Annotated in this window: 25 protein-coding genes; 9 read left to right on the top strand and 16 right to left on the bottom strand. The window is 62.0% G+C overall.

Annotated features, from left to right (window positions below; genetic code table 11):
* Positions 1 to 22: 22 nt before the first annotated feature.
* From Q3Y64_RS05160 to Q3Y64_RS05130, 7 genes are all read right to left on the bottom strand, one after another.
* Complete coding sequence (locus Q3Y64_RS05160) at positions 23 to 1030, bottom strand: inorganic phosphate transporter (protein ID WP_101944014.1); 1008 nt, start codon at positions 1028 to 1030, stop codon at positions 23 to 25.
* A 5-nt stretch (positions 1031 to 1035) separates the two neighbouring features.
* Positions 1036 to 1650: a DUF47 domain-containing protein gene (locus Q3Y64_RS05155; protein WP_254048279.1), complete on the bottom strand. Its 615-nt coding sequence runs from the start codon at positions 1648 to 1650 to the stop codon at positions 1036 to 1038.
* Positions 1651 to 1796: 146 nt separating this feature from the next.
* A complete protein-coding gene (ispH, locus tag Q3Y64_RS05150) occupies positions 1797 to 2729 on the bottom strand; it encodes a 4-hydroxy-3-methylbut-2-enyl diphosphate reductase (RefSeq protein ID WP_303560355.1) in 933 nt (310 codons plus the stop codon).
* Positions 2730 to 2750: 21 nt separating this feature from the next.
* Positions 2751 to 3182, bottom strand: a complete 432-nt coding sequence (locus Q3Y64_RS05145) for a peptidylprolyl isomerase (protein ID WP_101944008.1) — start codon at positions 3180 to 3182, stop codon at positions 2751 to 2753.
* Complete coding sequence (lspA, locus tag Q3Y64_RS05140; RefSeq protein WP_303560354.1) at positions 3179 to 3673, bottom strand: signal peptidase II; 495 nt, start codon at positions 3671 to 3673, stop codon at positions 3179 to 3181. The genes Q3Y64_RS05145 and lspA overlap by 4 nt, the downstream gene beginning before the upstream one ends.
* A complete protein-coding gene (gene ileS, locus Q3Y64_RS05135; RefSeq protein ID WP_303560353.1) occupies positions 3670 to 6462 on the bottom strand; it encodes an isoleucine--tRNA ligase in 2793 nt (930 codons plus the stop codon). Before ileS ends, lspA begins: the two co-directional genes overlap by 4 nt.
* A complete protein-coding gene (locus tag Q3Y64_RS05130; protein WP_101944002.1) occupies positions 6455 to 7414 on the bottom strand; it encodes a bifunctional riboflavin kinase/FAD synthetase in 960 nt (319 codons plus the stop codon). The genes ileS and Q3Y64_RS05130 overlap by 8 nt, the downstream gene beginning before the upstream one ends.
* 138 nt (positions 7415 to 7552) lie before the next feature.
* Between Q3Y64_RS05130 and Q3Y64_RS05125 the strand changes: the two genes are divergently transcribed.
* The 4 genes from Q3Y64_RS05125 to Q3Y64_RS05110 are packed head-to-tail and all read left to right on the top strand — an operon-like array spanning position 7553 to position 11353.
* A complete protein-coding gene (locus Q3Y64_RS05125; RefSeq protein ID WP_101944000.1) occupies positions 7553 to 8914 on the top strand; it encodes an MATE family efflux transporter in 1362 nt (453 codons plus the stop codon).
* A gap of 54 nt (positions 8915 to 8968) precedes the next feature.
* Positions 8969 to 9616 (top strand): DedA family protein, encoded by a 648-nt coding sequence (locus Q3Y64_RS05120; RefSeq protein WP_101943999.1) that lies wholly within the window; start codon positions 8969 to 8971, stop codon positions 9614 to 9616.
* Positions 9617 to 9651: 35 nt separating this feature from the next.
* Positions 9652 to 10293: a phosphoribosylglycinamide formyltransferase gene (gene purN, locus Q3Y64_RS05115; protein ID WP_101943997.1), complete on the top strand. Its 642-nt coding sequence runs from the start codon at positions 9652 to 9654 to the stop codon at positions 10291 to 10293.
* Between the two features lie 10 nt (positions 10294 to 10303).
* Positions 10304 to 11353: a DUF3108 domain-containing protein gene (locus Q3Y64_RS05110; protein WP_303560351.1), complete on the top strand. Its 1050-nt coding sequence runs from the start codon at positions 10304 to 10306 to the stop codon at positions 11351 to 11353.
* Here the strand turns inward: Q3Y64_RS05110 and Q3Y64_RS05105 are convergent, their stop codons facing one another.
* Entirely contained in the window at positions 11354 to 12004 is a 651-nt protein-coding gene (locus tag Q3Y64_RS05105) for a hemolysin III family protein (protein WP_216821780.1), read from the bottom strand.
* 199 nt (positions 12005 to 12203) lie between these two features.
* On the opposite strand from Q3Y64_RS05105, the gene Q3Y64_RS05100 reads away from it, so the two are divergent.
* Genes Q3Y64_RS05100 through Q3Y64_RS05090 form a run of 3 tightly spaced genes read left to right on the top strand, consistent with a single transcriptional unit; the run spans position 12204 to position 13164 of the window.
* Positions 12204 to 12506: a YqjD family protein gene (locus Q3Y64_RS05100; protein ID WP_101943992.1), complete on the top strand. Its 303-nt coding sequence runs from the start codon at positions 12204 to 12206 to the stop codon at positions 12504 to 12506.
* Complete coding sequence (locus Q3Y64_RS05095; RefSeq protein WP_101943989.1) at positions 12506 to 12892, top strand: phage holin family protein; 387 nt, start codon at positions 12506 to 12508, stop codon at positions 12890 to 12892. The genes Q3Y64_RS05100 and Q3Y64_RS05095 overlap by 1 nt, the downstream gene beginning before the upstream one ends.
* The gene (locus tag Q3Y64_RS05090; protein WP_101943988.1) at positions 12889 to 13164 is read left to right on the top strand and encodes a hypothetical protein; all 276 of its coding nucleotides are present in this window, start codon (positions 12889 to 12891) and stop codon (positions 13162 to 13164) included. Before Q3Y64_RS05095 ends, Q3Y64_RS05090 begins: the two co-directional genes overlap by 4 nt.
* 294 nt (positions 13165 to 13458) lie before the next feature.
* Here Q3Y64_RS05090 and Q3Y64_RS05085 read toward each other — a convergent pair whose 3' ends face one another.
* The 8 genes from Q3Y64_RS05085 to Q3Y64_RS05050 form a co-directional block, all read right to left on the bottom strand.
* Positions 13459 to 13887, bottom strand: a complete 429-nt coding sequence (locus Q3Y64_RS05085; protein ID WP_101943986.1) for a BLUF domain-containing protein — start codon at positions 13885 to 13887, stop codon at positions 13459 to 13461.
* An 11-nt stretch (positions 13888 to 13898) separates the two neighbouring features.
* A complete protein-coding gene (folE, locus tag Q3Y64_RS05080) occupies positions 13899 to 14612 on the bottom strand; it encodes a GTP cyclohydrolase I (protein ID WP_303560350.1) in 714 nt (237 codons plus the stop codon).
* Positions 14613 to 14741: 129 nt separating this feature from the next.
* Entirely contained in the window at positions 14742 to 15737 is a 996-nt protein-coding gene (gene hypE, locus Q3Y64_RS05075; RefSeq protein ID WP_303560349.1) for a hydrogenase expression/formation protein HypE, read from the bottom strand.
* Positions 15734 to 17965 carry a carbamoyltransferase HypF gene (gene hypF, locus Q3Y64_RS05070; RefSeq protein ID WP_303560348.1) on the bottom strand — a complete coding sequence of 744 codons (2232 nt, stop codon included), beginning with the start codon at positions 17963 to 17965 and terminating at the stop codon, positions 15734 to 15736. Before hypF ends, hypE begins: the two co-directional genes overlap by 4 nt.
* Complete coding sequence (gene hypD, locus Q3Y64_RS05065) at positions 17962 to 19053, bottom strand: hydrogenase formation protein HypD (protein WP_303560347.1); 1092 nt, start codon at positions 19051 to 19053, stop codon at positions 17962 to 17964. Before hypD ends, hypF begins: the two co-directional genes overlap by 4 nt.
* Complete coding sequence (hypB, locus tag Q3Y64_RS05060; RefSeq protein ID WP_303560346.1) at positions 19050 to 19808, bottom strand: hydrogenase nickel incorporation protein HypB; 759 nt, start codon at positions 19806 to 19808, stop codon at positions 19050 to 19052. The genes hypD and hypB overlap by 4 nt, the downstream gene beginning before the upstream one ends.
* Positions 19798 to 20157, bottom strand: coding sequence for a hydrogenase maturation nickel metallochaperone HypA (locus tag Q3Y64_RS05055; RefSeq protein WP_303560345.1), 360 nt, complete (start codon positions 20155 to 20157; stop codon positions 19798 to 19800). The genes hypB and Q3Y64_RS05055 overlap by 11 nt, the downstream gene beginning before the upstream one ends.
* On the bottom strand, positions 20150 to 20380 hold the full coding sequence (locus Q3Y64_RS05050; RefSeq protein WP_101943973.1) for a HypC/HybG/HupF family hydrogenase formation chaperone: 231 nt from the start codon (positions 20378 to 20380) through the stop codon (positions 20150 to 20152). Before Q3Y64_RS05050 ends, Q3Y64_RS05055 begins: the two co-directional genes overlap by 8 nt.
* 342 nt (positions 20381 to 20722) lie before the next feature.
* Here Q3Y64_RS05050 and Q3Y64_RS05045 point away from each other — a divergent pair, with 342 nt between their 5' ends.
* Both Q3Y64_RS05045 and Q3Y64_RS05040 read left to right on the top strand, forming a co-directional pair.
* The gene (locus tag Q3Y64_RS05045) at positions 20723 to 21877 is read left to right on the top strand and encodes a 4Fe-4S dicluster domain-containing protein (RefSeq protein ID WP_303560344.1); all 1155 of its coding nucleotides are present in this window, start codon (positions 20723 to 20725) and stop codon (positions 21875 to 21877) included.
* The gene (locus Q3Y64_RS05040) at positions 21874 to 22710 is read left to right on the top strand and encodes an FAD/NAD(P)-binding protein (protein WP_303560343.1); all 837 of its coding nucleotides are present in this window, start codon (positions 21874 to 21876) and stop codon (positions 22708 to 22710) included. The genes Q3Y64_RS05045 and Q3Y64_RS05040 overlap by 4 nt, the downstream gene beginning before the upstream one ends.
* The last annotated feature ends 1 nt before the right edge of the window (position 22711 follow it).

Here is a 22711-nt window from a genome sequence, read left to right as displayed (position 1 = left end):
CTTTTTTCAATCCTTTGAGCGCTTAGAGGATCTGCCGGCCGATCCACCAGGAGATCGCTGCTATCAGCGCACTGCAAGGAATGGTCAGCACCCAGGCCCACACGATGCTGCCTGCCAAGCCCCAGCGCACGGCCGAGAAGCGGCGCGAGGAGCCTACGCCGACGATGGCGCCCGTGATGGTGTGGGTGGTGGATACCGGGATTCCAAGCCAGGTTGCGAGATAGAGCGTGATCGCACCGCCGCTATCGGCGCAGAAGCCGCTGTAAGGCTTGAGCTTGGTGATGCCTTGCCCCATGGTCTTAACGATGCGCCAGCCGCCAAAAAGCGTGCCGAAGCCAATGGCCGAGTAGCAGGAAATGATGACCCAAATCGGCAGCTCCGAATCCTGTCCCAGATACCCTGTGGTAATCAGCAGCAGCCAGATGATGCCGATGGTTTTCTGGGCGTCATTGCCGCCGTGGCCGAGGCTATAGGCGCTGGCCGAGACGATCTGGAAACGGCGGAACCAGCGGTCAACCTTGGTAGGTGTGCTATGGAAAAAGCTGTGTGACACGATCAGCATCATGATCGAGCCCAGCAACATGCCGAGCATCGGGGAGATCACGATGAAGGCCACGGTCTTGCCGATACCGGTCCAGATCAGCGGAGCGCTGCCAGCCTTGGCCATCGTTGCCCCAACGATGCCACCGATCAGGGCATGTGAGGAACTCGACGGAATGCCGAAATACCAGGTGATGACGTTCCAGCTCACCGCACCCATCAATGCGCCGAAAACCACGTAGTGATCGACTACGCTCGGATCAACAATGCCTTTGCCAACCGTGGCAGCCACCTTGAGGTGAAACACGAAGATAGCCACGAAATTGAAGAAGGCGGCCATGGCGACCGCCTGGGTCGGCTTGAGCGTGCCGGTGGAGACAATCGTGGCGATTGCGTTGGCTGCGTCGTGAAAGCCATTCAGAAAGTCGAAAATCAGGGCGAGCGCGACCAGCGCGATCACCACGTACAGGCTGATTTGCACGGTTTCCATAGCGATCAGGCGTTTTCCAGCACCAGACCTTCGACAACCTTGCTCACGTCTTCGCAGTGATCGGTGATCTTTTCCAGGCCTTCGTAGATGGCCTTCATCTTGATCACCTGCAGCGGGTCACGCTCATCGCGGAAGACGCGGCCCAGCGCCGAGCGCATCACACGGTCACAATCCGATTCCAGTTGCTCGATCTCACGGCAGGTACGCAGGATGTCGCTAGCGTGCTCCATGTCGCCGATCAGCTTGATGATTTGCTTGACGCGCTCGGCACAGGAAAGAGTCAGTTCCGACATCTGCACGGCGTCCGGTGTCAGACGACGCACGTTGTACAGGCTGATGCCCTCAGCGACGTCCTGAATCGAGTCGACAATGTCATCGAGATCATTGACCAGAGCATGGATCGCATCGCGATCAAAAGGCGTAATGAAGGTGGTGTGCAGCAGGGCCACCGTATCGTGCGTGATCTTGTCGGCTTGCGTTTCGATTTCGTCAATGCGCGAGACGATGCCGGGCATGTCTTCCGGGCTGGCCGACATCAGGGCAACCAGTTGCTGGGCTGCCAGTACAACCTGCTCGGCATGAGCGTTGAAGAAATCGAAAAAACGGCCCTCGCGGGGCATGAATCGTCCGAACATGGGAGCGCAGTCGTGTTTGAAAAGAAGGCGCGATGATATCAGCCCGAAAGGGCCAAGGTCTTGCCTTGTTACAATTAAATGAAGGACTTGTCTGATCTGTCACACATTGCCGTATCACGGCAAAGCGAGCCTCAGGCCTGCAATTCCTTCGGAATCGGGAAGGTGATGTTTTCGATCGCGCCATCGAGTGGCCGAACGTTGCTGGCGCCCAGTTTCTTGAGACGGGCGATGACTTCATTGACCAGGATTTCCGGTGCTGACGCGCCTGCGGTTACCCCGATCCGGCGCTTGCCAGAGAGCCAGGCCGGATCGAGTCCCGCCGCATTGTCTACCAGATAGGCCGGCACATTGCGCAGAGAGGCCACTTCGCGCAGGCGATTGGAGTTAGAGCTGTTCTTCGAACCGACCACGATCACCAGATCGACTAACGGAGCCATGAATTTCACGGCATCCTGGCGGTTCTGGGTGGCGTAGCAGATATCGTCCTTCTTTGGCCCGACGATGGCCGGGAAGCGCGCCTTGAGCGCATCGACGATAACTTGGGCGTCGTCAACCGAGAGGGTGGTCTGGGTTACGTAGGCGAGTAGGTTCTCGTCGCGCACCTGAAGGGCTGCCACTTCTTCCACGGATTCGACCAAATACATGCCGGACTCCGCCTGGCCCATGGTGCCTTCCACTTCCGGGTGGCCCTTGTGGCCGATCATGACGATTTCACGCCCGGCTTCACGCATCTTGGCCACTTCCACGTGTACCTTGGTGACGAGCGGGCAGGTGGCGTCAAACACTCGCAGGCCGCGGGCTTCGGCCTGGCGGCGCACCTCCTGGGGTACGCCGTGAGCCGAGAAGATCAGGGTGGCGCCGGCCGGCACCTCGTTCAAGTCTTCGATGAAGATGGCGCCCTTGGCGCGCAGGTCTTCGACCACGAACTTGTTGTGCACCACTTCGTGACGCACATAGATCGGCGCGCCGTGCACAGCGATGGCACGTTCGACGATGGCGATGGCTCGCTCGACACCGGCACAGAAACCGCGTGGGTTAGCGAGGAGAATTTCGGAATTGCTCATATGCTGGCTTTCGGATGAAACTCAAATCGCGCCGATGACTTCCACTTCCACGCTCACGGCGTGGCCGGCAAGGGGGTGGTTGAAGTCGACCAGCGCATATGCTTCGGTGAGCTGGCGCACCAAGCCCGGGTACTGGCTGCCATCCGGTGCGGTGAAAGCAAATACGGTGTCTTCTGCCAGATCCATACCGGCCGGAACGTGTTGGCGGTCCACCTTTTCGACCAGCTCATCGCGGTAGGGGCCAAAGGCTTCACCTGACGCCAGTTGGAATGTTTCACGATGGCCAGCGCTGAGGCCGATCAGGCGGGATTCGATGGCTGGCATCAATTCGCCCGTGCCGAGTTTCAGCGTCATTGGGGTGGCTTCGAAGGATGAAAACATCACTGTGCCGGACTCTGCGTGGGCAATGCGGACGTTCAGGGTGACGAGGCTGTCGGGCTGGATAGTGCTCATTGGGGCTTGGCTTTCTGTTGGTTTTCGCGGCGGCTCTCACGCAGCTGGGCCAGAATCATCAGGGCCACGCCGAGGCAGATGGCCGAATCGGCGAGGTTGAAGGCCGGCCAATGATAGCTGCCCAGGTAAAAGTCGAGGAAATCAACCACTTTCCCATGGGCCAAGCGGTCGATCACATTGCCAATAGCGCCGCCCACGACGAGGGCGAATGCTGCCGGCTGCAGAGTCTCGGTACGATGCAGCCAGATCAGGCGCAGCAGCCAGGAGCAGATCACAGCCGCCAGCGTGACGAAAAACCAGCGTTGCCAGCCATCATGCCCGGCGAGAAAGCTGAAGGCCGCGCCTGGGTTATAGACCAGCACCAGATTGAAAAAGCCCGTGACCGGCAGCGATTCGTACTCGGCAAAGTGCGCCAGTACCGCGAGCTTGCTCCACTGATCCAGCCCGATCACGGCCAGTGCCAGCACCAGCCAGAGTGTGAAACGCTTCATGCAAGGCTCCGTGCTTCGCCGGCTCCGTGCAGGTTGTCGTCGCAACGGCCGCACAGCTCAGGATGCTCCGGATTGCGACCCACATCGGCACGGTAATGCCAGCAGCGGCCGCACTTCTGGTGGCCGGAAGGTGTAACGATGATCTTCTCGTCGGTTTCCGCTGTCACTTCGACCACACTGACAGCTGAGGTGATGAGCACGAAGCGCAGATCATCACCCAGTGCGGCGAGCGCCGCGAATTTTGCGCCACTGGCGTGCAAGGTGACTTCGGCTTGCAGGGACGAGCCGACCTGACCGGCCGTACGCACGGCTTCGATTTCTTTCATGACTTCAGCGCGCACGGTGCGGATCGTTGCCCAACGTGCAACCAGGGTCTCGTCAGTCGTCAGCTCGGGCAATTGGTGGAAGGCGTGGAGCATCACGCTATCGTCGGCATCTGCACTCATCACGGCCCAGGCTTCCTCGGCGGTGAAAGAGAGGATCGGTGCCATGAGCTTCACCAGGGTCTGGGTGATGTGCCACAGCGCAGTCTGTGCCGAGCGACGGGCGATGGACTTGGTGGCGCTGGTGTAGAGGCGGTCCTTGAGGATATCGAGGTAGAAGCTGCCCAGATCATCCGAGCAGAACAGCTGGAGTGCCTGCACGATGCGATGGAACTCATACTTCGCGTAGTCAGTCTCTGCGCCTGAGGCCAGCTGCCGGGTCAGGCTCAGGGCGTAGCGGTCGATTTCAAAGCATTGTTCGACCGGCAGCGCGTCTGTTGCGAAATCGAAGTCGGCGGTGTTGGCGAGCAGGAATCTCAAGGTGTTGCGCACGCGGCGATAGACCTCGATCACGCGGTCGAGGATTTCCTTGCCGATCGAGACTTCGCCTGAGTAATCAGTGCTGGCGGCCCACAGGCGCAGGATTTCGGCACCGAGCTTGTCGGTGACTTCCTGTGGCACCACAGTGTTGCCGAGCGACTTGCTCATCTTGCGGCCTTGCGCATCCACCACGAAGCCATGGGTCAGCAGGGCCTTGTAGGGCGCGCGGCCGTCGATGGTGCAGCCAGTCAGGAGCGACGAGTGGAACCAGCCGCGATGCTGGTCCGAGCCTTCCAGATAAAGATCGGCAGGATAGCCGTGCTGATCCGGGTGTGAGCCGCGCATGACGTGCGAATGGGTGGTGCCCGAGTCGAACCACACGTCCAGCGTATCGCTGATCTTGTCGTAGTGCGCGGCGTCGGCGCCGAGCAGTTCGGCCGCATCGAGCTTGAACCAGGCTTCGATGCCTTCTTTCTCGACACGCTGGGCGACTTCTTCCATCAGCTCCACGGTGCGCGGATGCAGCTCGCCCGTTTCCTTGTGCAGGAAGAAGGGGATCGGCACGCCCCAGTTGCGCTGGCGCGAGATGCACCAGTCTGGTCGGCCGGCGATCATGGCATGCAGGCGCGGCTTGCCCCAGGCGGGGAAGAAGGCGGTGTCTTCAACCGCTTGCAGGGCGCGTTCGCGCAGGCTGGTCGTGCCGTCAGGCTTGTGATCCATGCCGACGAACCACTGCGCGGTGGCGCGGTAGATCACCGGCGTCTTGTGGCGCCAGCAGTGCATATAGCTGTGGCTGATGACCTCGTGGCGCAGCAGGGCGCCGACTTCTTCCAGTTTCGCGACAATGTTCGGGTTGGCCTTCCAGATGAACTGACCGCCGAAGAATTCGAGGCTCGGCACGTACACGCCATTGCCCTGCACCGGGTTAAGGATCTCGTCAAAGCCACGGCCGCTCGCACGCCATATATTGAAGTCGTCTGCACCGTAAGCGGGGGCGCAGTGCACGATGCCAGTGCCGGCATCCACGCCGACGTAATCGGCGAGATACACCGGCGAGACGCGGTCGTAGAAGGGGTGCTGGAAGGTGATGCCGGCAAGGCGCGAACCCTCGGCCAGACCAAGGATCTCTCCGTGCAACTTGTAGCGCTTGAGGCATTCCGTCACCAGCTCTTCGGCCAGCACCAACAAGCGATCACCGACGTCGACCAACGCGTAGCGGTGCTCCGGATGAATGTTCAGCGCCTGGTTCGCGGGGATGGTCCAGGGCGTGGTAGTCCAGATCACGATGGCGGCCGGCTTGGGCAGCGCATCCATACGGAAGGCCACCGCTAGTTGATCCGGCACGGCACAGGTGAAGGCTACATCGATGGCATCTGACTTCTTGTCCTCGTACTCGACTTCGGCTTCAGCCAGTGCGGAGCCGCAATCGAAGCACCAGTTCACTGGCTTCAGACCCTTGAAGACCCAACCATTCTTGACCATGGTGCCCAGCGCGCGGATCTCGCCAGCCTCGTTGCCGAAGTTCATGGTGAGATAGGGGTTCTCCCACTCGCCCAACACGCCGAGGCGGATGAAGTCCTTCTTCTGACCTTCCACTTGCTCGGCAGCATAGCTGCGGCACAGCTCGCGCACCTTGTCGGCGAGCAGTTTCTTGCCGTGGGTGACTTCGATCTTGTGTTCGATCGGCAGACCGTGGCAATCCCAGCCCGGCACATAGGGAGCGTCAAAACCCGCCAGGGTTTTGGAGCGGATGATGATGTCCTTGAGAACCTTGTTCAGCGCATGGCCGATGTGGATGTTGCCGTTGGCGTAGGGCGGACCGTCATGCAACACGAAACGAGGGCGTCCGGCAGAAACCTTGCGGATCTTTGCGTAGAGATTTTTCTGCTGCCACTGTTGCACCCAGCCCGGTTCGCGCTTGGGCAGATCACCGCGCATCGGGAAGGGGGTGTCCGGCATGTTCAGGGTCGGTTTGTAGTCAGCCATGTTGTTCTCGCAAGCTCAAATACTCGGGGTGCGTGGCAAACCATGCCCGCACATCATCACAATCCTTGCCGATCGCCGCCTTGAGGGCGTCCAGCGAGTCGTATTTCTTCTCGTCGCGCAGCTTGTGCCAGAAGCGCACGGATAGGCGTTCTCCATAGAGATCGCCGGAGTAATCGAGAATGAAGACCTCCACACGCAGCGCGAGGCCCTCGGCAATCGTCGGGCGGTAACCGATGCTGGCGGCGCCCACGGCATGTTTCAGTGGGCCGCCATCTACGGTCACTGCGAAAATGCCCGAGAGTGGTAGGGTCTGCTGGCGCATGCGGATGTTGGCAGTCGGAAAGCCGATGGTGCGGCCAATCTTGTCGCCATGCTGTACCCAGCCTTCAACCACGAAGGGTTCGCCGAGCAGGCGCGTGGCATGTTCAATCTGGCCTGCCTGCAGCGCTTCGCGTACGGCAGAGCTGGAGACTCGCTCACCTGCGACCTCTTCTGTTCCCATCGCCTCGACACTGAAACCGTAGCGCGCGCCGGCTTCCTTCAGGGCCTCGAAATCGCCATTGCGGCCACGGCCGAAGCGGAAGTCGTCACCGATCATCAGGTGACGAACCTGCATGCCTTCCACCAGCACCTGACGGATGAAGGTGTCCGCATCCAGATCGGCAAAGTCGGCATTGAAGGGCTGCACACAGATCTGGTCGACACCGGCGGACTGCAGCAGCGCCAGTTTGCGCCACATGCTGCACAGGCGCGGTGGAGCGGTGTCAGGCGCGAAATACTCGCGCGGATGTGGCTCGAAACACAGCACGGTGGCCGGCTGGCCCAGTTCGGCGGCTTTGGCGCGGACACGGGCGAGCAGCGCCTTGTGGCCGAGGTGCACGCCATCGAAATTGCCGATGGTCAGCACGCATGGCTCACTGATGTGTGCCCGGATACCCCTGAAGATGCGCATGAAAGCTGCTGGAAAAAGGGCTGATTATAGCTTGCGGGGGCGTGGAAAGTCTGCGCGCCGTCTGGCTTCTGCCGTAGCTGGCGCCTTGAATGAAGAATTTGTCAGACAACTTTTCTAGCCAGGACTAGAATTCCGCCCATGTCTGAAAAGAAACTCCATCTGTTTGCGATTACCTGGCCGATCTTCATCGAAAACCTGCTGATGGTACTGATGAGCCTGTTCGGCCTTTGGTTGGCGAGCCGGATTTCAACCGGGATGGTCGCCGCTTATGGGTTGGTCAACCAGATTCTCGGTGCCTTGCAGATCGTGTTTCAGGTCGTCAGTATCGGCACAAGTGTGGTCGTGACCCAGCATCATGGTGCGGGCGACGAAGCCGGCGCGCATCGGGTTGCACAAAGCGGGCTGGCCGCTTCCGGCTGGGTTGGTCTGGCCACACTGTTGCTGTTGCTGAGCTCTGCGGGCTGGATTCTTGCTGCAATGAACCTGCCGCCAGAGCTGCGTCCGGCGGGGGAGACCTATACCCGCTGGCTGGGGCTTGCCTTGCTCTTCGATGCGGTATCGATGTGCATGATCGCGGTGCTGCGTGCCTACACCCATACCCGCGAGTCGATGAAGATCGTGCTGGGCATGAATCTGTTGCAGGTGCTGCTTTCGGTGCCATTGATGCTCGGAGTGGGGCGCTGGCCTGGTCTTGGCCTGAATGGCCTGGCATTGGCGATGGCTGTTTCACGCCTGTTCGGCATTGCGTTGGCCTGGCGGGTGTGGCGTAGCCGGTTGGAGATTCACCTGCGCTTGCCGGACTGGCTGCGTCTTGAACGCGTACCGCTGGCGAGCATCCTGCATATCGGCTTGCCGGGGGCTGGAGAGAAAGTGGCTTTCCGGGCGAGTTTCATCATCAGCGTGGCCATCGTGGCGAGCATGGGCGAAGCCGCGTTGGCGACGCACGCCTACGTGTGGAATGCGGTACGCCTGGTTACCTTGCTGACGGGTTCAATCGGTTTCGGCACCGAGATCGTGGTGGGGCATCACGTTGGCGCAGGGCGCCTGCATCGGGCCAATCGCGTACTGTGGCAGGCCATGGCCTGGGGCATGGCGGTGATGCTGCTGTGTACTCTGGCTAGTTGGTGGCTGACGCCACTGGCGGTAGCGCGCGCTACTGCAAATCCCGAAATCCTCGCCTTGGTCGGCATGATCGTGCTGATCGAACTGGTGCTGGAGCCCGGGCGGGCCTTCAATATCGTAATGACCAGTGGGCTGCGTGCGGCAGGCGATGCGCGCTTTCCGGTGAAGGTCAGCATGGTCTCGGTTTTCCTGTTTGGCGTCGGCCTGGGCTGGCTGCTGGGCGTGCATTACGGATTGGGTCTGGTCGGCGTGTGGATTGGTTATGCGGCTGACGAATGTTGCCGCGGCATCATGATGGCGACACGCTGGCGTCTCGGAGGCTGGGTGGCGCATGCGCGGCGTACGCGGCGACGGATCCTGGCCCACATGCAGGCGTGAAGGGCAGGGCTTCCGGTATGATGGCAGCCTCCCCATTCATCCAGCAGCCCCGGCATGGAACTGATCACCCAATTCCTCGATATCGTCCTGCATCTGGACAAATTTTTGCCCCAACTGGTGGCGGAATACGGCAGCTATATCTATGTGATCCTGTTCCTGATCATCTTCTGCGAGACCGGACTGGTGGTGACCCCCTTCCTGCCTGGCGACTCGCTGCTGTTCGTGGCTGGCGGGGTGGCTGCAGCAGGTGGCATGGATATCAATCTGCTCTCTGGTGCCTTGTTTGTGGCGGCCGTACTGGGCGATAACGTCAATTACTGGATTGGCCGCAGCCTTGGTCACAAAGTGTTCAAGTGGGAACAGTCGCGTTTCTTCAACCGTGCTGTGTTCGACAAGACCCACTCCTATTTCGAGACTCATGGCGGCAAAACCATCATCGTGGCGCGCTTCATGCCGCTGGTGCGTACCTTTGCGCCCTTCGTGGCGGGCGTGGCGGAGATGAGCTATAAGCGCTTCCTGCCACTGGACATCATTGGCGGCGCGATCTGGATCTTCTCCTTGACCTGGGCAGGCTACTTCCTGGCCAATATCCCTTTCATCAAGAACAACCTGACGCTCTTCGTGCTGGGCATTATTGCCGTTTCCCTGATGCCGGTCTTTGTTGCCTGGCTCAAGAGCCGCAAAGCGGCCGCCGGGGCTTAAGTTCAAGGTAATTCCGGCTATTCCCGAGTTTCTGCATGAAAAATATCGTCATCCTTATTTCCGGCCGCGGCAGCAACATGGAAGCCATTGCGCGAGCAGGCATTCCCGGTGCCCGGATTGCGGCTGTGATCTCCAACCGACCCGATGCCAAGGGCCTGGAGATCGCTCGCAGCTTCGGCATTGAAACCCTTGCTCTCGATCACAAGGCCCATGCCAGCCGCGAGGCCTTCGATGCCGCGTTGGCAGTCGAGATCGAGCGCTTCGAGCCGGACCTGGTGGTGCTGGCTGGTTACATGCGCATCCTCACGGATGCCTTCGTGCGCCGCTTCGAAGGCCGCATGCTGAACATCCATCCCTCACTGCTGCCCAGTTTTACCGGTTTGCATACCCATCGTCGGGCGATCGAAGCCGGAGTGAAGGTGGCCGGCACGACGGTGCATTTCGTGACCCCTGAGCTCGATGATGGCCCGATCGTGATTCAGGCCGTGGTGCCTGTATTGCCCGAGGACAATGAAGACAGCCTTGCCGCGCGTGTGCTGGCTCAGGAGCACCAGATCTATCCGCAGGCTGTACGCTGGTTCGTGGAAGGGCGTTTGAGTCTCGAAAATGGTCGCGTGTGTGTGCGCGATGCGCAGCGCGGTCCGCTGGGCTGGTGTGTGCCACCGGTGGACGACTAAGGTTGCGGCAATGCGACGACAGACGCCCCTGATCGTCGCTTGTGCCTGTTCGCTGGCCGTGCATCTGGGCAGCTTGCTCAGCCCCGGCTGGGAACTGCCGGATGCGGATGTTCCCGAGGGCGATGCCCGGCGTATTGAAGCCACTCTGGCTGCAGCCAGCCCTGCGCCCGCAGCTGTCGTGCCTGTTGCCGCCCCTTCCACTACCCGGCGGTCGCAGCCAAAACCAGCCCCTGCAGCCAAACCGGAGCCGGTCCCTGAAGCTTCTTTGCCTGTCGCGACCGAATCGGTAGTGTCAGAGCCCGGCATCGAAACGCTTGCAGAGGCTACGAGCTCGGCACCTATTGCCGAACCTGCCCCGGAGGCATCCTCGCCAGCTCCATCCCCACACCTTGTCGCCAAGCCCTTGCCGCGTCAGGGGCGTGTGTTTTATCACGGCACTGTCGGTGGTTTCGTTTCCCTGAATGCCATCGGCGAAGCCAGCTGGGAGCATGATGGGGCGCGTTTCCAGAGCCGTCTGACAGCGGGGATGGGTGCTTCAGACGGGATGTTCGACTATCGTTCGACCGGTCGCCTCGCCGCAGGCCAGTTGATCAGCGAAACCACCAGTGACCGGCGCATGAAGAAACAGTCCACCGGACTGATCGATCAGGCGGGCGGCAAAGTGACCATGCAGCGTGGTGGAGATACCCGCGAGCGTACGATCAAGGGCCTTGCGGTGGCCATGTCGGCATTGCCGCAATTTCTGATGACGCTGGATGAGTCGCTTGAGAAAGCCGCCCTGTTCGTGGTGGGGGACTTCTGGGTCGAGGATTCCGTCTTGATTGCCCGCGGGCTGGAGCAGCTATCCCTGTCTTCCGGCAAGATAGAAGCCCGGCATTACGAATCCCGGGCGAACAACGGTACTCAGGTCAATGTCTGGCTCGCGCCGGACTGGCGCAGTGCGCCGGTGCGGATCCGCATCCGCTCGGCTGACGGTTACGTGCTTGACCTTAAGGCGGTAGAGGTCGAGATAGAGGGTCAGGTCCACCTCAAGGCCCCTGAGACTCACAGCGATTTTTGATCACGCGACGGCTGCTTCGGGTGTGCAGCCATACAGCACGGCAAAGAAGTGGCAGATGGTGCCAGCCAGCACGAAGAGGTGCCAAACGAAATGGCCGTAGCGCAGCTTGCTATCGAGTGCGTAGAACACCACACCGCCGGTATAGGCCAGCCCACCCGCAATCAGCCACACTGTGCCGGCAGCGGATAGATTCTGGAAGAGCGGTACCGCCGCTACGATCACCAGCCAGCCCATCAGCAGGTAAAGGCCCATGGAGATCCACTCCTTGGTCATCCGTTCGCTGAGTTTCAGATACAGCCCCAGAGCCGCCAGCGCCCAGATCACGCTGAACAGGGTCCATCCCCAGGGGCCGGCCAGCACGCTGAAAGTGAAAGGAGTGTAGGTGCCTGCGATCAGCAGGTAGATGGACGCATGATCCAGCTTGCGCAGGATCTGCTTGATGCGTCCCGGCCGAACCATGTGGTAGAGCGTGGAGCTGGCAAACATCAACACTAGGGTGCTGGCATAGATGCTGGCCGCAGCAATATTCATGGCGCTGCCGTGCCGGGCGGTGAGGATCACGAGTATCGGGAAGGCGCTCAATGCTGCCAGCAGGCCAAGACTGTGGCTGGCCCAGTTGGCAAATTCTTCGCCCCGGCTCTGGGGTCTCATATATTCCATCAAGGATTCTCTCTGCTGCCGTACTAAAGCGTATGCGTGACCAACTTTAACCCGGAAATGATAGTTTGGACGGGCAATTTTCCTCGCGCCGGCTGTGCAAGTGGCTAGGATTAATTGTGTGAATGCTGCGGAACGAATGACGAGCCCGGCAGTCCCTCTAAATACGTCATCACCCACTCAGGAGAGCGACATGTCTGAAAACACCAGTTCCACCCTGCTCGATGAATCCCAGGAAATCCTGCATAAGACCGAAAAGCTGATCGCTGATGCCGCTCACGCCACTGGCAAGGAAGCGGAGGCCCTGCAGGCGCGCATCATTGCCGGCCTGCGTGACGCCAAGGAACGCTTGGGGGTGGCCGAACAGATCGCCCTGGACAAAGCCAAGGCTGCCGCCCAGGCCACTGATGCTTATGTGCATGACAATCCCTGGAAGGCCATTGGTATCGGAGCCGCTGTCGGCGTAGTGGTCGGTATGTTGATCGCCCGCCGCTGATGTTGCCGCGTTTCCTCGAGCGCCTGCGCCAGCAGGCCGACAATCTTGCCGGCCTGCTGGGCAATCGCGTTGCCCTGTTCGGGATCGAACTGCAGGAGGAGAGTGAGCGTCTGCTTGGCCACCTGGCGCTGCTGTTGGGGGCTGCAATCTGCACCTTGTTTTGTTTGCTGAGTGCGCTTGTAGCGGGGCTCGTGCTGGCTGCCCGGTATGGCGTGCTGCTCGAAGTATGTGCAACGCTGGCAGTGCTGTTCCTGCTACTGGCCTTGGGCTTGGCTTGGTATTTGCGGCGACGTCTGGCTGACGCTCCGGAGCCCTTCGAGGCGACTCGGCAGGAGTTCGAGCGTGACCGATTGGCGCTTAATGGCGCCCGGGAGACTGCGCAATGAACCAGCGACAAAGCATGCGTAAGCTGCGCAAGGAAATGCTGTTGCTGCAGTCGGCCCAGTATCGGGCTGCGATGCGTCATCGCTTGGGCGATGCCACCGCCCGTTCCCTGCGCGAGGAACTCACGCGAACGGCCTGGCTTGATGGGGCAGGGGCCTTGCTCGGATCAATCTTGCCCGCGCGTTGGGGGCGTTGGTTGAATTTGGCGCTGGGTGTGGTACGCATAGCCAAAACAGTTGTCGACCGCAGCGAAAAGCAGGGGCCCGTGGTTTGAGCGCTCCTCGTTTGAACCGCCGCTAAGGCTCGGATTCCTGACCCCGAAGGTTTGCTGCTGAGGTTCAAACACAAAAGAGAAACGCCGCATTGCGCGGCGTTTCGTTTCGGTGGATCCACCACCGTCGCCGGGTTTGTCCCGGTTAGGTCTACCTGATGCTCAACGCTGTTGCTGTTGCGATAAGGGTTCCCTTTTGTTGCGCAGGGTGTGCCTGCAATCTCTTTGTAATGCCTGCCTGCCCATATTTCAAGGAAGAATTTTCTTGATCGGGTTTGGGGCACTTCAGCCGTGATATCAGCTAGCGCGTCCAAGTACCGAGGCGGTGGCGATCAGGTCGTCCAGCAAGGCCATTGAGGCTGCGCCACTGACGCAGAACGGGTCCAGCTCCGCTTTTTCAGCGTACTTGAGCATGAAGGAAGGGTTGATCTTGGCGAGATTGACCTGGCCCATGGTCCAGCTGGCAAAGCGACGTTCACGGATCTCCTCGAAGGAAAGCAGGCGTACGTTGCGATGGCGTTCGTCGCGCACGATCAGGTTGTAGAGCTCACAGACGGCATCACGCCCGCCTTCGAGCACCTGCATGAAGATGTCACCGCTGTAGCAAAGAATGCCGGTAATGCCTTGCTCGGGGTTGTGGGCGCGTGATTGAGCGAGGATGCCCTCGATCATTTCGGGTGAGAGCGGCTGAGCTGCACGGCTGGCGTAAAGCAATCGAACGAGCATGGCAGGCTCCGTCAGTTCTTGAGGTTGATGAGTGAGAGGAATTCGCGGCGCAGCGAGGCATCCTTGAGAAAGACGCCGCGCATCACGCTGTTAATCATTTTGGTGTCACTGTCCTTCACGCCGCGCCAGTGCATGCAGAAGTGATCCGCTTCCATCACTACCGAGAGGCCGTCCGGGCTGACCTTGTCCATCAGCAGATTGGCAACCTGGGTGATGGCTTCTTCCTGGATTTGCGGACGGCTCATGATCCATTCGGCGAGCCGGGCGTATTTTGACAGGCCGATCAGGTTCGAATGCTCGTTGGGCATGATGCCGATCCACAGCCGGCCCATGATCGGGCAGAAGTGGTGGGAGCAGGCGCTGCGTACGGTGATTGGGCCGACGATCATCAGCTCGTTGAGGTGCTCGGCATTGGGAAATTCGGTGACCGGCGGCGCTGGCAGGTAACGGCCGCGAAACACCTCAGTCAGATACATTTTGGCCACGCGGCGCGCGGTGTCCTGGGTGTTGTGATCGCTACGGGTGTCGATCACCAGGCTTTCGAGCACGGCCTTCATTTTTTCTTCGACCTCGTCGAGCAGCGCGTCCAGCTCGCCGGGCTCGATGAAGGCGGAGATATTGTCATTGGCATGAAAGCGCTGCTGCGCCTGCTGGATGCGGCTGCGGATTTTCTCCGAAACCGGAACGTAGCGATGAGTGATGGAGTCGGGGGGCGTGTCAGACATGTTGTTGTTTCCTGTTTCAGGACTTCGTCAGCTTAGCGCATCACCGTGATGGCGGAAACCACGAGGCGGCAGAGCCATGTGATTCATGCTGCGATATAAGGTTCAAGATTCCTGCGCGCTGAGGGTGGTTCAGCAGATGCGCGGCAGTGGGTCATCGGCGAGTTCGTCCAGATAGCGCTGTCCGCCGAGCGGGGTGCGCAGGATGACGTGTTCATCCGCGGTGAGATGACCAATATGGGTGGCCGACTGGCCTTCAGGCAGGGCCTGCCAGCGCGCCAGCACTTCATTGGCTGACTCCGCCGCGACGATAGCCACGACGCGCCCTTCGCAGGCCAGTTGCAGCGGGTTGAAGCCGAGCAGTTGGCAGACGCCGCTGACCTCAGGGCGCAGGGGAATGACGGCCTCGTTCAGTTCGCTGCCACAGCTGCTGGCATGCAGGATTTCATGCAGCACGCTGGCGAGGCCACCCCGCGTGGGGTCGCGCATGAAGCGCAGGCCTGGCAAGTCGCGTACGGCACGAGCCAGCGGCAGTACGCAGCAGGCGTCAGACTGCAATTCGCTGAAGAGGCCAAAAGCTTCGCGTGCCATCAGCACGGTGGCGCCGTGATCGCCCAGCGGGCCGCTGACCAGCACTGCATCGCCCGGCTGTACGCTGCGGATGTCCAGCGCGCAGCTGGCGTCGCGCCAGCCCAGGCCGGTGCTCGCGATCACCAGACCACTGCCCTGGCCGCGCGGCACTACCTTGGTGTCGCCACCGACAATCGGCACGTTGGCTGCACGCGCTGCCGCACCGGCGGATTCGAGCAGGCGGTGCAGCGTGTCGACAGCGAAGCCTTCTTCAATGACCAGGTTGAGGGTCAGCGCTGCCGGCTCGGCACCGGAGACCGCCAGATCATTGAGCGTGCCATGCACCGCAAGGCTGCCGATATTGCCGCCGGGAAACTCCAGCGGTTGCACGGTGAAGCTGTCGCTGGTCATGAGTGGAATGCGCTTGTCCGGCGCCAGAGGGCTGGCGTCTGTGAAGGCTTCACGGCAGCCTAGCGCCGGGAATATCAGGGTTTCGAGCAGCTCGCGCATCAGACGGCCGCCGTTGCCGTGAGCGAGCTGGATATGGATGTCTTTCATGCGCAATCTTTCGCAAGGATTTCCATGAGCTGGCCTAGGGCCAGACCGGCATCGTTCGGTGGTTGGCGCTGCGGGAGGAGGAGGGGGCGCGCGCCGAGATGATCTTGCAGGCGCTCGGTCAGCAGCCTGTTCTGGAACACGCCACCGCAGCCGCCGATGGCGGTTTCGCCGGGCAAGGCAAGTAGAAAGATGAGTTCAGCGGCCGCGCGAGCCAAGGCGTCGTGCAATGCCCAGGCCCTCGCGGCAACGGGGATCTGCAGATCGCGCAGGCCGGCAAGCCAGGCTTGCCAGTCGAGCAGCCAGAGCCCCGCTTCGGTTTGCCAGTGGATCGGCCAGAGCGGCCCCTCACTGACGGATTCGGCCAGCGCCTGCAGACGCATCGGTGCTTCGCCCTCGAAGCTGGCTTGGGTACATACGCCGAGGATGGCTGCGGCGGCGTCGAAGACGCGACCGATGGCAGACGTGGACGGACTGTTCAAGCCGCCTTGCCAGGCCTGTCTCAGGAGTTCGAGTTGTGGATGCCAGGGCGGGCAGGACAGGCCTGCCTCCCAGAATAAGCCGGCCGCGCTGCGCCAGCACTCGCGGCTGGCGGCCTCGCCGCCGGGCAAACGGAAGGGGCGCAGGCTGGCTACGCGCTGCCAGTGCCCCGGTACGCCAAGCAAGACTTCGCCACCCCATAGCTGGCCGTCCGGCCCGAGGCCTACTCCATCCCAAGTGAATGTCAGCCAGTTTTTGATCTGTGGATGCTCGGCGGCGAGCGCGCTGGCGTGGGCATGGTGATGCCAGATCTCGTGCAGTGGCAACGCGCTGGTCACGGCATGCTGGTGGCTGCGGTAGTGCGGATGGGCATCGAGTGCGATGCGTTCGGGCGTCACTCGGTACAGGCGGCTGAAGTCCGCAACCACGCGCGCCAGCCAGGCCATGCTTTCGGGATGATCGAGATCGCCGATGTGGGGCGAGATCACGGCACGGTCTTCCCAGCCCAGCGCGATGCAGACCTTCTGCTCGCCGCCCAGCGCCAGCGTGGGCTGCGCCAGTCGTCCCGGCAGTTGCCATTCCTGAGGCGCTTCGCCCCGTCCGAGGCGGATCGGCATGGGCGTAGCTGCGCATTGCCACACGCTGTCTTCCGCCGGGCGCAGGATCGGGCGGTCGTGATGCAGGAAGCCGTCGGCAATCCGGCCTAAGCGAGCTTCGGCATCGGCAGGGTCGAGGCAGATCGGCTCGCCTGAGAGATTGCCGGAGGTGGCGACCAGAGGTGCGCCAAAGTCTGCCGCCAGCAAGGCTTGCAGGGGCGAGTGGGGCAGCATCGCACCGATGCGTCGCATGCCCGGCGCGATGCCAGCGGCCAGTGCGTGGTGGGCGCAGGCTTCGATCAGCACGATGGGGCGTTGCGGGCTGTGCAGCAGGGCTAGTTCGCCAGGGTTAGGCGCAAGGTATTCGTTCAGCATGGCGTTGCCATCTTCGCCACATTCGTCGAAGAGCAGCGCGAAAGGGCGCGCCGGGCGTTGCTTGCGCGCGCGCAGGCGGGTGACAGTGGTTGCATTGCGCGCATCGCACATCAGGTGATAGCCACCAACGCCGCGCACCGCAATGATCTGCCCCTCGCGCAGGGCGCTGAGCGCGGCCTGCAGGGCAGCTTCACCGGTCTCGTCGTGCCAGCGCAGTTGCGGGCCGCAGACCGGGCAGGCCAGCGGTTCGGCATGAAAGCGCCGCTCGGCCGGGTTCTCATATTCCGCGCGGCAGGCAGGGCACAGCGGAAAACTCGCCATGCTGGTGCGCTCGCGGTCGTAGGGGAGTTCGGCGATCAAGGTGTAGCGTGGGCCGCACTGGGTGCAGTTGATGAAGGGGTAGCGGAAGCGGCGGTTGGCCGGGTCAAACAACTCGCGACGGCAGTCGGCACACAGATGAGTGTCCGCTGGCAGATGGATGTCGGGCGCATCTTCTGTGTGGCTGGCGAGAATGACGAAATCACGGCGACTCTGAGCGATGGCTTGCCGGGTGTTTTCCAGAATCTGCGGCTTGGCTAGCGGGGGCGCTTCCTTGATCAAGCGCAGACTGAAGCTATCGAGAGTGTCAGCCAAGCCCTCGATTTCGATCTGCACTTGGCCGGACCGGTTCTGCACCCATCCCCCCAGGCTCAACTCATGTGCGAGGCGGTGCACGAAGGGGCGAAAGCCGACGCCTTGCACGATGCCGCTGAGGGTCAGATGGCGTCGCTGCAAGCTCATGCGGTGGCAACGCGTTCGCCGGCCCGCCACCAGATGTGGCAGGCCCCTTCGTCGGAGACCATACAGGGCCCGATCGGTGACTCCGGTGTGCAGGCGCGGCCATACAGCCGGCATTCGCTGGGACGTTTGTGGGCCAGCAGTACGGCGGCGCAATCACAACCGGCGGGCATCTGGCCGCTGCGTTTGTGGCCGTTGATGGCGACCGGGAACTGCAGCGAGGCGTCACGCGCCGCGTGCTGGGATGTCAGACGGTAGCCGGAAGCCGGGATACTGCCGATGCCGCGCCAGGGGGCATCGACTATGTCGAAGGCTTTGGCGAGCAGGGTTTGCGCCTGCGGATTGCCGTCGGCTTTCACGACGGCTGGATAGGCGTTGTCCAGCGCTGCTTCGTGCTGCAGCGCGTGATGCAGAACCGTGTGCAATCCGGCGAGCAGGCTGTCGGCCGCAAAGCCGGAAACGGCCACTGGCAGGGCGTATTTCTTGGCGACGAAGCGCCATTCGTTCGCCCCCATGATGGCGGCGACATGGCCCGGCGCGATCATCGCTTCAAAGCTGCTACCCGCTTGCAACAGGAATTCCACGGCCGGCCAGGTGCGGCGACCGGCCAGCAGCAGGAACAGGTTGGCAGGCAGATCTGCCTCGGCCAGCATCGCTGCGACCGGGGCCAGAGTGGTCTCGAAGCCGGCGACGAAGAACACCAGCGGGCGCGGTGCGAGGCTACGCGCGAGGGCGATGACCTCAAGCGGCGAGGCGATCGGGCGGATGTCCGCGCCCTGTGCGCGAGCGGCAGCGAGGGAGTTGGCTTCACCCTTATGCACATTGACCGGCACGCGCAGCATGTCACCAAAGGCGACGAGGGTGAGCGGGTGCAGCAAGGCCATCTGGATCGCCTGGTGAATGGCTTCCTCGGGGCAGACGCAGACCGGGCAGCCGGGCCCCGGGATCAGTTGCACCCAGTTCGGCAGCAGGCTGCGCAGGCCCAGTTCGGTAATGCTGCGCTCATGCCCGCCACACACATTGAGCACCCGGATCGGGTGGGGCGGGGCGGGCAGGGCTTGGATGCGGGCCAGCGTGTCGCGGGCGTTCATGCTGGTTTCCAGACATGCGCCAGACGGCCCGCAGTGTGTTCGCGGAGGATCCAGTCCTGCAGCGGCACGAGACTGTCGGGCTGCAGGCTTGAGAGGGTCAGGCAGGGGGCTGAACTGGCGAGCTGACGCAGGCAGGCTTCACTGCGCGCGGGGTCGAACTGGGGCAGATGCGGCAACAGATCGGCCTTGGTGATCAGCATCAGATTGGCCTTGTGGAACAGACCTGGGTATTTGGCGGGCTTGTCGTCCCCCTCACAGACCGAGAGCAGGGCGATGCGTTTTGCCTCACCCAGATCGAAACTCGCCGGGCAGACTAGATTGCCCACATTCTCGATGAAGAGGATATCGATGGTGTTCAGATGTAGCTGCGGCAGTGCTGCTCGGATCATCGCTGCATCCAGATGACAGGCCTGCCCGGTGGTGATCTGGATTGTTGGCGCGCCGGTACAGGCAATGCGGCGAGCATCGTTGTCTGTTTCCAGATCGCCGACCAGTACTGCACAGCGTAGTGGCAAGCGCGGGATCAGGGCTTCGAGCAAAGCCGTCTTGCCGCTGCCGGGGCTGGACATCAGATTGAGCACCAGCACGCCATGGTGGCGGAAGTCTGCCCGGTTCTGCGCCGCTATCGCTTCGTTGGCACCAAACAATGATTCGCGCACAGCGATCACGGTTTCATGCGAGAGAGCCTCGGCAGGCAGGCGCTGCTTGCGTGCCGCAGGCGAGTAAGGCAGGCCGCAACCGCATTCATTGCACATGGGCATCCTCGCGCAGGGTCAGGCTGGTCAATAACACCCCATCCCCGGCAATCAGTTGTACCGCCGGGCTGCCACAGGCCGGACAGCACAGGGCGCTGGGCGCGACTTCGGCCTCCTGGCCACAGCGCGTACAGCGCACGCGCGCGGGCTGAAAGGTAATTTCGAGCTTGGCGCCAGCCGCTGACGTATAGGGGCTTGCGTGCGGAAAGAGGTGTGCCAGCAGATCCGGCTCGCAACCCGAGAGGGCGCCGACGCTGACCTGCAATGCGCGCAACTGGCGACCGGGGTGTTTTGCCAGCTCGCGCTCGGCACAGGTAATCAGGGCGCGGCACAGCGCAAGTTCATGCATCGCGACCCGCCTCCATGGCCTGCCACAAAGTGTGTGATTCCTCAGCCAGGGTGGCATCCACGCGCTCGATGGCATAGCCGACATGCACCATCACATAGTCGCCTGGGTCTGGCCAGGGCTGGGGTAGCAGGCTCAGGCCGATTTCACGGCGCACGCCCAGCGCCTCGGCGAAGGCGCGCTCGCCGTGGAGACTGACGATCTTCATGGGTACGCCGAGGCACATCCCTGTCTCCCTGAGGGGCTGTTGCATACATTCGTCGGCCGCGCTCAAGGCGCCCGAGCCCTGAGGGTTGAAGCGTATGGCTCGTGGCACTGTGTTGCGCTCCTTGTGTGGAGGCCCACTCCACACTGTGTTGCACGCCTTGTCCCACAAGCCATACGTTTCAACGCGATTCGCCGAATGTATGTCAACAGACCCTAAAGCCCTTCAGTCCGGATGGGCATATCCGGCGAAGCAATTATGAACAGGCATTTACGATCAAATCAAAGGCCTTCCCGATAGGGCTTGCTGCATCCGTCGGGGCTGCCGATAAAGAGGAGTGCAAGCACTTTCGGGAGCATGACCATGAGTGACATGCGTTACCTGCACCGCGCCGATCTGCCCACGTTGTTCAGTGCGATCCGGGCGGCAGGCTACCGGCTGATCGGCCCGCGCGAGGAGACCGGTCAGGGCGGCCTTGTGTATCGTGAGATCGATGGCGTGGAGGATCTGCCGCAGGGCGTGCGGGACAGTCAGGCCCCCGGTCATTACCGCCTGACGAAAACGAATTCCCCGCGCTGCTTTGCCTGGGTCAATACCGCCTCTGCCATCAAGCCCTATCTGTATGCGCCGCGTGAAAAACTCTGGCGCGCGATGCGCAAGGAGGGGCGGGTGCATTTCGAGGCGGTCGAGCGTGAGGCCGCCAAGACCGCCATCCTCGGCGTGCGCGCCTGCGACCTCGCCGCACTTGAGCTGCAGGACGCCCATTTCCTGCAGGGCACCTATGTGGATCCTTATTACAAGGCGCGGCGCGAGCGTCTGCTGTTGGTGGCCGTCAATTGCACCCATGCGGCCGCCACCTGTTTCTGCGCTTCCACTGGCGATGGCCCCGTGGCGCGCGAGGGTTATGACCTGCTGCTGGACGAGCTGGAAGAGGGCTATTTGCTACGCGTGGGCAGCGAGCGCGGAGCCATGATTGCGGCCGATCTGCCGCTACAGCAAGCCGGCGCGGCGCAGCAGACCGAGGCCGCCGAGCAAAGCGAAGCCTGCGCGCGGCAGCAGCAGCGCGTCCTGCCATCGCAGCAACACCTTCAGCAACTGGACGCGCTGCTCGAAGATGCCCGCTGGACGCGTATCGCCGAGCGTTGCCTGTCCTGTGGCAACTGCACAGCGGTGTGCCCGACCTGTTTCTGCCACCGCGAATTCGAAGTGCCGGCGCTCGACGGCAAGAGCACCGAGCACTGGCGTGACGCCGATTCCTGCTTCAACGAAGACCACAGCTACATTGTCGGCGAGGTGGTGCGCCACGGCACCCGCGAGCGCTATCGCCAGTGGATGACGCACAAGCTCTTCAACTGGGTGCCGCAGTACGGCCGCATCGGCTGCACCGGCTGCGGGCGCTGCACCACCTGGTGCCCGGCCGGCATCGATTTCGTGCTGGAGGCCAATGTGCTGCTGGGCCTGGCAGCAGCACCCGAGGCGGAACTGCCGCATGTGGATGGATCGGAGGCCGCCGAGTGAAACCCGCGAATCCTTATCTCCCCTGGGAAGCCGAGATCGTCGACCGCATCCAGGAAACGCCCGACATCTTCACCTGGCGGCTGCGCTTCACCGATCGCGAAGTGGCACGCCAGTACGGCTTCAAGCACGGCCAGTTCAACATGCTCTACCTGTATGGCGTGGGTGAGGTGGCGATCTCGGTCATGTCCAATGAAGGCGAAGAGCTGCTGCACACGATCCGCGCCGTCGGCCGCGTGACCCGCGCGATGATGGAGCTGAAGATTGGTGACCACATCGGCGTGCGTGGCCCCTTCGGCAGCGCCTGGCCGCTGGAAGTGGCGCGCGGCAAGGACATCGTTTTCGTCACCGCCGGACTCGGCTGCGCGCCGGTCACTTCGTCCATCAAGCATGTGGTGGCCAATCGCGCGGACTACGGCCGGCTGGTGATCATGCAGTCCGTGCGCCACCGCAACGAAGGCTTGTGGGAGCCGCAGTACGACGAATGGCGCAGCCTGCCGGATACGCAAGTGCTGCTCACCGCCTCGCGCGACAAGACGCGCTGGCCGCACTGGCATCTCGGCCGGGTCAGCGTGCTGCTCGATGAAGCGCAGTATGACAAGCAGAACTGCGTGGTGATGATGTGCGGGCCGGACCAGATGATGGCCGACACCTCGCGCACCCTGGTCGATCTCGGTGTGCCGGGCGGGAGCATCCATGTTTCACTGGAGCGCAACATGCAGTGCGCCGTGGGGCATTGCGGCCATTGTCAGCTCGGCCAGCATTTCGTTTGCAAGGACGGGCCGATCTTCACCTGGCCGCAGGTCGCCGAGCTCATGCGCGTGAAGGGGTATTGAG

This window comes from Uliginosibacterium sp. 31-12, assembly GCF_030548425.1.
Lineage (GTDB): Bacteria > Pseudomonadota > Gammaproteobacteria > Burkholderiales > Rhodocyclaceae > Uliginosibacterium > Uliginosibacterium aquaticum.
This window is presented reverse-complemented; position numbering and strand designations above follow the sequence as displayed.